This window comes from Streptomyces sp. (assembly GCF_031181555.1).
Taxonomy (GTDB): domain Bacteria; phylum Actinomycetota; class Actinomycetes; order Streptomycetales; family Streptomycetaceae; genus Streptomyces; species Streptomyces fimbriatus.
Genome location: NZ_JAPSKQ010000208.1, coordinates 1 through 9,435 on the forward strand (window position 1 = coordinate 1; position 9,435 = coordinate 9,435).

At 70.7% G+C, this 9,435-nt stretch carries 7 protein-coding genes and 1 pseudogene; 1 reads left to right on the forward strand and 7 read right to left on the reverse strand.

The features are described 5' to 3' along the window. Nucleotides 1–322: pseudogene (locus RIM90_RS28185) on the reverse strand (DNA-binding protein); the annotation flags it as partial. A 982-nt stretch (nucleotides 323–1,304) separates the two neighbouring features. On the opposite strand from RIM90_RS28185, the gene ileS reads away from it, so the two are divergent. Continuing rightward, entirely contained in the window at nucleotides 1,305–4,457 is a 3,153-nt protein-coding gene (gene ileS / locus RIM90_RS28190; protein WP_309063579.1) for an isoleucine--tRNA ligase, read from the forward strand. A gap of 222 nt (nucleotides 4,458–4,679) precedes the next feature. Here the strand turns inward: ileS and RIM90_RS28195 are convergent, their stop codons facing one another. The 6 genes from RIM90_RS28195 to ftsZ all read right to left on the reverse strand — a co-directional run. Continuing rightward, complete coding sequence (locus RIM90_RS28195) at nucleotides 4,680–5,834, reverse strand: DivIVA domain-containing protein (protein ID WP_309063580.1); 1,155 nt, start codon at nucleotides 5,832–5,834, stop codon at nucleotides 4,680–4,682. A 52-nt stretch (nucleotides 5,835–5,886) separates the two neighbouring features. After that, nucleotides 5,887–6,177: a YggT family protein gene (locus RIM90_RS28200; RefSeq protein ID WP_109383520.1), complete on the reverse strand. Its 291-nt coding sequence runs from the start codon at nucleotides 6,175–6,177 to the stop codon at nucleotides 5,887–5,889. Between the two features lie 48 nt (nucleotides 6,178–6,225). Then, on the reverse strand, nucleotides 6,226–6,867 hold the full coding sequence (locus tag RIM90_RS28205; RefSeq protein ID WP_309063581.1) for a cell division protein SepF: 642 nt from the start codon (nucleotides 6,865–6,867) through the stop codon (nucleotides 6,226–6,228). A gap of 128 nt (nucleotides 6,868–6,995) precedes the next feature. Next, the gene (locus RIM90_RS28210) at nucleotides 6,996–7,715 is read right to left on the reverse strand and encodes a YggS family pyridoxal phosphate-dependent enzyme (RefSeq protein ID WP_309063582.1); all 720 of its coding nucleotides are present in this window, start codon (nucleotides 7,713–7,715) and stop codon (nucleotides 6,996–6,998) included. Nucleotides 7,716–7,721: 6 nt separating this feature from the next. Next, on the reverse strand, nucleotides 7,722–8,429 hold the full coding sequence (pgeF, locus tag RIM90_RS28215) for a peptidoglycan editing factor PgeF (protein ID WP_375165585.1): 708 nt from the start codon (nucleotides 8,427–8,429) through the stop codon (nucleotides 7,722–7,724). Nucleotides 8,430–8,446: 17 nt separating this feature from the next. Next, on the reverse strand, nucleotides 8,447–9,435 hold a 989-nt coding region (gene ftsZ / locus RIM90_RS28220), incomplete at its 5' end, for a cell division protein FtsZ (RefSeq protein WP_309063584.1).

Genomic DNA, 9,435 nt, shown 5'->3' on the forward strand with positions numbered 1-9,435 from the left:
CCGTCTTCTTCCCCGCCGTCTTCTTCCCCGCCGTCTTCTTCCCCGCCGCCTCTCCGGCCCGCGCAGTCCCGGACGCCGTCTTCCTCGCCGCGGCCTTCTCGGCAGGCACGCCGGCGGACGGCGCCTTCCCCTTCGCCTTCCCAGCGGACGCAGCCCCGGCCGCCACCGTCGCCGTCGACAGCTTCCCGGCGGCAGCCTTCCCGGCCACCGCCTTCTTCACAGCCTTCTTCGCCTCGGCCTTTTCCGCCGCGGCCTTCTTCGCCGGCGCAGCCCCGCCCGCCGTCCTCCTCGCCGCCTTCCCGACCGCGCTCTTCTTCGTCACCGCCTTCTTCGCGGTCTCCTTCTCCGCCGTCCTTCCGGCCCGCGCAGTCCCGGCCGCCGTCTTCCTCGCCGTCGCCTTCGGCGCCCGCTCCGGCGCCGTCCCGCCCTCGGCGGACTCCTTCGCCCCGCTCTCGGCGACCGGTGTCCTCTTCGTGCGCTCCGCGCCGCCCGGGCCGGCCGCAGGCCCCCGCACCCGCTTCGCGGGCTTCGCCGCCCGTCCCACCGCACCCCGGGTGCTCTTCTTCCCGTCCACGCCCTTGACCGCACCGCCGGACGCCTCCGCACGGGGCGCGCTGCCGTCGGCGCGCCCGGGCCTGCCGGACGCCGACTGCTGTACGGCGGTCTTCTTCGCCACCATGGCCGCGGCCCCTTCACATATTATGATCTTGCGCACGAATCGTGCTGGGACGATAAATCGACCCGAGTCCCGCGGCAACGGGGCACACCGCCCGATTCCCCCGCCCCGCGGACGCCGCGCGGCGAACCTGCATGCGTTGTGCCCAGCTCCCCGCCGGGTATGCCGCCGAGGGCGACCTCTCGGGATCCGAACACGCGCACCACTCCATTCGGGGTATACCGGGACATGTCAGGTCATACGGAACCCGCATGCCACCCCCTCCCCCGACCGCGGGCAAACCGGTCGGCCACTGCCCCCACCGCGCCGTACACTGGGCGGAGCGAAAAGCGGAGATGGGGACGAGTAGCGGCGTACGCAGCCCAGAGCGACCCGGGGACGGTGTGAGCCCGGGGGCGAGCGCGACGTGAAGATCACCCCGGAGCCGCCGGAAGAAAGCCGCAGCGCCTCGGCGTCGGTGAGTAGAACCGGCATCGCGACCTCAATGAGGGGGTTCACCGGAGCGCACGACGCACCGGGGGGCCAAGGAGGGTGGTACCGCGGGAGCGCGCCGAAGACGGCGCAGGGATCGACACGGCTCTCGTCCCTCCGGACGGAAGGCAGCAAGTCCGCCGGAGGAAGCTCGCTGATGACAACGCCGACGTACCGCCAGGTACCCGCCCAGGTCGACCTGCCCGCCCTCGAGCACGCGGTGCTCGACTTCTGGCGCGAGCAGAAGATCTTCGCCAAGAGCCTGGAGCAGTCCGAGGGCCGCCCCGAATGGGTGTTCTACGAGGGTCCGCCCACCGCCAACGGCATGCCGGGCGCCCACCACATCGAGGCGCGCGTCTTCAAGGACGTCTTCCCCCGCTTCCGCACCATGCGCGGCTACCACGTGGCCCGCAAGGCCGGCTGGGACTGCCACGGCCTGCCCGTGGAGCTTGCGGTGGAGAAGGAGCTGGGCTTCTCCGGCAAGAAGGACATCGAGGCGTACGGCATCGCCGAGTTCAACGCCAAGTGCCGCGAGTCCGTGCTCCGCCACACCGACGCCTTCTCCGAGCTGACGACCCGCATGGGCTACTGGGTCGACCTCGACGAGGCGTACGTGACCATGGAGCCGGAGTACATCGAGTCCGTCTGGTGGTCGCTGAAGGAGATCTTCAAGAAGGGCCTGCTGGTCCAGGACCACCGTGTCGCCCCCTGGTGCCCCCGCTGCGGCACGGGCCTGTCCGACCACGAGCTGGCGCAGGGCTACGAGACGGTCGTCGACCCCTCCGTCTACGTCCGCTTCCCGCTCACCTCCGGCCCGCTGGCCGGCGAGGCCGCGCTCCTGGTCTGGACGACGACCCCCTGGACCCTGGTGTCCAACACCGCCGTCGCCGCCCACCCCGAGGTCACCTACGTCGTCGCGACGAAGGGCCCCGAAGGCACGGAGAAGCTCGTCGTCGCCGAGCCGCTGGTCGAGAAGGCGCTCGGCGAGGGCTGGGAGACCACCGGCCAGTCCTTCACCGGCGCCGAGATGGAGCGCTGGACGTACCGGCGCCCGTTCGAGCTCGTGGAGTTCCCGGAGCCGGCGCACTACGTCGTGAACGCCGAGTACGTCACCACCGAGGACGGTACGGGTCTGGTCCACCAGTCCCCCGCCTTCGGTGAGGACGACCTGAAGGTCTGCCGCTCCTACGGCCTGCCGGTCGTGAACCCGGTCCGCCCCGACGGCACCTTCGAGGAGGACCTCCCCCTGGTCGGCGGCGTCTTCTTCAAGAAGGCCGACGAGAAGCTGACCGCGGACCTCGACGAGCGCGGCCTGCTCTTCAAGCACATCCCGTACGAGCACAGCTACCCGCACTGCTGGCGCTGCCACACCGCGCTGCTCTACTACGCGCAGCCGTCCTGGTACATCCGCACCACGGCGATCAAGGACCGCCTCCTCGCGGAGAACGAGAAGACCAACTGGTTCCCCGACACGGTCAAGCACGGCCGGTACGGCGACTGGCTGAACAACAACATCGACTGGGCGCTGTCCCGCAACCGCTACTGGGGCACCCCGCTGCCGATCTGGCGCTGCGCGGACGACCACCTCACGGTCGTCGGCTCCCGCGCGGAGCTGACCGAGCTGACCGGCACCGACCAGTCCGGCCTCGACCCGCACCGTCCGTACATCGACGAGGTCACCTTCGCCTGCCCGCAGGACGGCTGCGCGAAGACGGCCACGCGCGTGCCGGAGGTCATCGACGCCTGGTACGACTCGGGTTCGATGCCGTTCGCGCAGTGGGGCTACCCGTACAAGAACAAGGAACTGTTCGAGGCCCGCTACCCGGCGCAGTTCATCAGCGAGGCCATCGACCAGACCCGCGGCTGGTTCTACACGCTGATGGCGGTCGGCACGCTCGTCTTCGACAGGTCGTCCTACGAGAACGTCGTGTGCCTGGGCCACATCCTCGCCGAGGACGGCCGCAAGATGTCCAAGCACCTGGGCAACATCCTGCAGCCGATCCCGCTGATGGACCAGCACGGCGCCGACGCGGTCCGCTGGTTCATGGCGGCCGGCGGCTCCCCCTGGGCGGCCCGCCGCGTCGGTCACGGCACGATCCAGGAGGTCGTCCGCAAGACGCTCCTCACCTACTGGAACACGGTCGCCTTCCAGGCCCTGTACGCCCGCACCTCCGGCTGGGCCCCGAGCGAGGCCGACCCGGTCCCGGCCGACCGCCCGCTGCTGGACCGCTGGCTGCTGTCCGAACTGCACGCGCTCACCGACCAGGTGACCCAGGCGCTGGAGGGCTACGACACCCAGCGGGCCGGCAAGCTGCTGTCCGCGTTCGTCGACGACCTGTCCAACTGGTACGTCCGCCGCTCCCGGCGCCGCTTCTGGCAGGGCGACAAGGCCGCGCTGCGCACCCTGCACGAGGTCGTCGAGACGGTGACCAAGCTCATGGCCCCGCTGACCCCGTTCATCACCGAGCGGGTCTGGCAGGACCTGGTCGTCCCGGTCACCCCGGGCGCGCCGGAGTCGGTGCACCTGTCCTCCTGGCCGGAGGCGGACCTGACCGCGATCGACCCGGAGCTGTCGAAGCAGATGACGCTGGTCCGCCGGCTCGTGGAGCTGGGCCGGGCCACGCGCGCGGAGTCGGGCGTGAAGACCCGCCAGCCGCTGAAGCGGGCGCTGATCGCGGCCGGCGGCTTCGACACCCTCGACCCGGAGCTGCACACCCAGATCACCGAGGAGCTGAACGTCGAGTCGCTGGCGTCGCTGTCCGAGGTGGGCGGCTCGCTGGTGGACACGACGGCGAAGGCCAACTTCCGCGCGCTGGGCAAGCGGTTCGGCAAGCGCGTCCAGGACGTGGCCAAGGCGATCGCGAACGCGGACGCCGCGGCCCTGTCCCTGGCCCTGCGCGAGGGCACGGCCTCGGTCGAGGTCGACGGTGAGACGATCACCCTCGCCCCGGACGAGGTGATCATCACGGAGACCCCGCGCGAGGGCTGGTCGGTGGCCTCCGACGCCGGCGCCACGGTCGCCCTCGACCTGGAGATCACGGAGGAGCTGCGCCGCGCGGGCCTGGCCCGGGACGCGATCCGGCTGATCCAGGAGGCCCGCAAGAACAGCGGCCTCGACGTGGCCGACCGCATCGCCCTGCGCTGGACGGCCACGGAGCCCGCCACCGTCGCGGCCCTGACCGACCACTCCGCCCTGATCGCCGACGAGGTCCTCGCCACGGACTTCGCCCAGGGTGAGGCGGACGACGGCTACGGCAGCCCGTTCACGGACGAGGGCCTGTCCCTGACGTTCCGCCTGCGCAAGGCGTAACGCGCGGGGGTCCCCCACCGGAGGGCCCGGGCCCGCCGAGGAAAATCTCGGCGGGCCCGGGCCCTCGGCGTTGTGTCCTACGGACAGATGCCCCAGGGTTCGAACAACCACCGCAATCGGGGCGGACCCACATGGCACAAGGGCGGGGCCCCGGGTTGGTGAACCCGGGGCCCCGCCCTGAACGCTGCCGATCGCTACGCCGTACTCATGGCCACAGGGCCGTCAGTTGTCGTCCTCGTCGATGAGGAACCCGCGCATCGGCGAGGGTGCCTGCCCCATCGGCGACGGCCCCTGCGGACGCACCGGCGCCATGGGCTGGGTCATCGCCGGCTGCATCTGCTGCTGACCGCCGTAGGACGGGCCGGACTGGCCGCCGGGGCCGCCGCCCATCGTCTGGTTGCCGCCGTAGGACGGCGCACCGGCACCGGCCGGAGCCATGGAGGGCGTCGGGGACGGCGGCAGCGACGCGGTCGCGGGCTGGCGCGGCGGGGCGAGCGAGTCGTCCGCCTGGGTCTCCAGCTGACGCAGCTGCGACTCCAGGTAGGACTTCAGCCGCGTGCGGTACTCGCGCTCGAAGCCGCGCAGGTCCTCGACCTTGCGCTCCAGCGTGGCGCGGGCGGACTCCAGGGAGCCCATCGCGACGCGGTGCTTCTCCTGCGCGTCCCGCTCCAGGGCGTCGGCCTTGGCACGGGCGTCCCGCTCGAGACCCTCGGCGCGCGAACGCGCCTCACCGACGATCTTGTTGGCCTCGGAACGGGCCTCGGCGATCGCCTGGTCGGCGGTCTGCTGGGCCAGCGAGAGCACCCGGGCGGCGCTGTCGCCACCGGGGCCGCCCTGACCGGGAAGACCGGGGCCGCCCATGGGACCGCCCATCGGGCCACCATGGCCCATCTGCCCCTGCATCGGGCCTCCCTGGCCCATCGGCCCGGGACCCTGGCCCATCGGCCCGGGACCCTGCGGGCCGCCCTGTCCGCCGGGGCCGGCGGGCAGCTGAGGAGCACCGCTCGGCAGCTGGGGCGGGCCACCCATGGGGCCACCCATCTGCTGCTGCGGCGGGCCCGATATGCCGGCGGGCACCGGAGCGCCGGGACCTCGCATGCCCTGCTGGGGCATGCCCTGCTGGGGCATGCCCTGCGGCGGCTGTTGCTGCTGTTGGTCCTGCTGCTCCGGGGGCTTGCGCATGTTCTGCTGGTTCTGGGCGGCAGCGCGCGTGGCCGCGGCCAGCTTGGCGCGCAGGTCCTCGTTCTCGCGGAGCAGGCGCGTCAGTTCGGCTTCGACCTCGTCGAGGAAGGCATCGACCTCGTCCTCGTCATAGCCTTCTCGGAGGCGGACGGTCGTGAACTGCTTGTTCCGCACGTCCTCGGGGGTCAACGGCATCTCTTCACCTCAACGTAGTCATCGGCAGTCGGCAGGCCCATGTCGTCCACAGTCACCTCAGTGCACTGCCCACGAGGGAGATCAGAATGTAGACGATGATCATCAGTACGAAGAAGGACAGGTCGAGCGCCACGCCCCCGAGACGCAGCGGCGGAATGAACCGCCGCAGAAGCTTCAGCGGTGGATCGGTGACAGTGTAGGTGGCCTCCAGGACGACCACCATCGCCTTGCCGGGTTGCCACGAGCGGGCGAACTGGAAGACGTAGTCCATGACCAACCGGAAGATGAGCACGATGAGGAACACCATCAGCGCGATGTAGATCACCTGCGCGAACACGCTCATGGCTTGCTCTTCCCTCTCCCCTGTGCCCTGCTCGATCGGTCCTGCGTCTCAGCTCTGGTTGAAGAACCCGCCCTCTGCGATGCGGGCCTTGTCCTCCGCCGTGACATCGACGTTAGCAGGCGACAACAGGAATACCTTCTGCGTCACCCGCTCGATACTGCCGTGAAGACCAAACACCAAACCGGCCGCAAAGTCGACAAGTCGCTTCGCGTCCGTGTCATCCATCTCAGTGAGATTCATGATCACCGGCGTGCCCTCACGGAAGTGTTCCCCGATGGTACGGGCCTCGTTGTAGGTCCGGGGGTGGAGCGTGGTGATCCGGTAAGGCTCTCGTTCCGACACGACCTTGGGCATGATCACCGGTGCGTTCTTCTCCAGGCTTGCGCGTTCTTGTGTGATGGATGCCACGGGTGCGATGCGCGCCGGGCGTGGCGATTCAGCGGGGAGCGAAGCGGACCGGGCGACCGGTTCGCGAGGCGCGGGCGGCTGCACGACTCGCACCTCTTCGTCCCTTTGGGACTGATGTGAGCCATGTGACTGGTGCGACATTTCGTGCCGCCTGTGGTCACGTTCGGGCTCAGGGTCGAGTTCGGGTTCAAAGTCGTCATCTGGGTCGAATCCGCGGCCGTCGTACCCATCGTCCTCCACGAGGCCGAGGTAGACCGCCATCTTGCGCATCGCGCCGGCCATGCTCCGAGTCCTCCGCTCTGTGGTGGATCCGCTGACGACCGCCAAGTGCCCGCGATCCACGAGGTCCTTATGTCCGCTATTGGCGGAAATGACCATATTTTCTGCTGTGGTCCGACTTCTTGGCGACGTTACCCGAGCCTGGGGCGGACTCCGAGTACCGCACTGCCGACGCGCACATGTGTCGCTCCGGCGGCAACGGCCTGTTCGAGGTCCGCACTCATTCCTGCCGAGACCATGTTCGCAGCCGGATGGGCCTTGCGCAGGTCGGTCGACAAATCCATCAACCGCTCGAACGCCGCCTGTTGACGTCCGGCGTACTCCCCGGTGAGCGGGGCGACCGTCATCAGCCCGTCCAGCCGCAGCCCCTCGGCCCCGGCGACGAGTCCGGCCAACTCCGCGACGCCGCCGGGCGCGACGCCCCCGCGCTCCCCCCGGCCGCTCTCACCCGCGTCGAGCGCGACCTGGATGAGGCAGCCCACTTCGCGTCCGGCCCGCACGGCCTCCCTGGAGAGGGTCGTCACCAGCCGGGAACGGTCGACGGACTGCACGAGATCCGCGTAACCGACCACGGAGCGCACCTTGTTGGTCTGGAGCTGGCCGACAAAGTGCCAGGTAAGGGGCAGATCCGAACACTGAGCCGCCTTGGGGGCGGCGTCCTGGTCACGGTTCTCGGCCACATGACGCACACCGAGTTCCGACAGGATCCGCACATCGCTCGCCGGGAAGGTCTTGGTGACCACGATGAGGGTGACCTCGTCGCGCGTCCGTCCGGCCGCGGCGCACGCGGCGGCGATCCGCTCCTCCACTCTCGCCAGGTTCGCGGCGAGTTCGCCCTTACGGTCCGTCATGTCCCATCAGTCCAGCCACACATAGCCCGCGAGCCGCCCGGTGGTGCGGTCGCGTCGGTACGAGAAGTGATCATCCGACTCCAGCGTGCACACCGGCGACTGCTCCCGGTCGCGCACCCCGAGCCGTTCGAGCTGCGCGTGCACGCCCGCGCCCACGTCGACCGCCGGTGTGCCCCAGCTCGTCTCGGCGTGCGCCGCCGGCTCGACGGCGGCCACCTCGGCGCGCATCGCCTCCGGCACTTCGTAGCACCGGCCGCAGACGGCGGGCCCGGTGCGGGCGACGATCCGCGCGGGGTCGGCGCCGAGTCCGGTCATGGCCCGTACCGCGGCGGGCACCACCCCGGCGACGAGTCCGGGCCGCCCCGCGTGGGCCGCGGCGGCGACACCGGCGACGGGATCGGCGAGCAGCACCGGCACGCAGTCGGCGGTGAGCACGGCGAGGGCGAGACCCCGCCGCGCGGTGACGATCGCGTCGACCTCCGGCACCGGGCGGTCGCCCCAGGGCTCGTCGACCACGACCGCGTCGGCCCCGTGCACCTGGTTCATCCAGACCACCCGGGCCGGGTCGACACCGAGGGACTTGGCGGCCAGTTCGCGGTTGGAGCGTACGGCACCGGGGTCGTCACCGACCGCTCCGCCGAGGTTGAGCTCCTCATACGGAGCGGCGCTCACCCCGCCCCACCGGTCGGTGAAGGCGAAGTGCGCGCCGCTCACGCTCTCGCGCCGGGCTATCACTTCAGGAAGTCCGGTACGTCCAGTTCCTCGGCCGCGCTGTCGTAGGTCCGTGACGGCTGGACCGGCGGCTGGGCGACCGGGATGTCGTTCACCGGCTCCGGCACCACCGGCTCCGGGTCCTCCTTCGGCGTGACGCTGCCGAGCGAGCCGAAGGAGGGGCGGCTCTCCGGCTGCCGCGCCGGGGCCGGCTCCTCGCGCTTGACCGAGGAGGAGCCGAGGACGTTCTCCCGCTTGGCCGGCGGCTGACCGCCGTCGAAGCCGGCCGCGATCACGGTGACCCGGACCTCGTCGCCGAGGGCGTCGTCGATCACCGCACCGAAGATGATGTTGGCCTCGGGGTGGGCGGCCTCGCTCACCAGCTGGGCGGCCTCGTTGATCTCGAACAGACCGAGGTCGCTGCCGCCGGAGATGGACAGCAGCACACCGCGGGCACCGTCGATGGAGGCTTCCAGCAGCGGGGAGGAGATGGCCATCTCGGCGGCGGCCACCGCGCGGTCGTCACCGCGGGCCGAGCCGATGCCCATGAGGGCCGAACCGGCCTCCGACATGACCGACTTCACGTCGGCGAAGTCGAGGTTGATCAGACCGGGCGTGGTGATGAGGTCGGTGATGCCCTGGACACCGGAGAGCAGGACCTGGTCCGCCGACTTGAAGGCGTCGAGGACCGAGACCTGGCGGTCCGAGATCGACAGCAGCCGGTCGTTCGGGATGACGATGAGGGTGTCGACCTCTTCGCGGAGCTCGGCGATGCCGTCCTCGGCCTGGTTCGCGCGGCGCCGCCCCTCGAAGGTGAACGGGCGCGTGACCACACCGATGGTGAGGGCGCCGAGCGAGCGGGCGATGTTGGCCACGACGGGTGCGCCGCCGGTGCCGGTGCCGCCGCCTTCACCGGCCGTCACGAAGACCATGTCGGCCCCCTTGAGGACCTCCTCGATCTCCTCGCGGTGGTCCTCGGCGGCCTTGCGGCCGACGGCCGGGTTGGCTC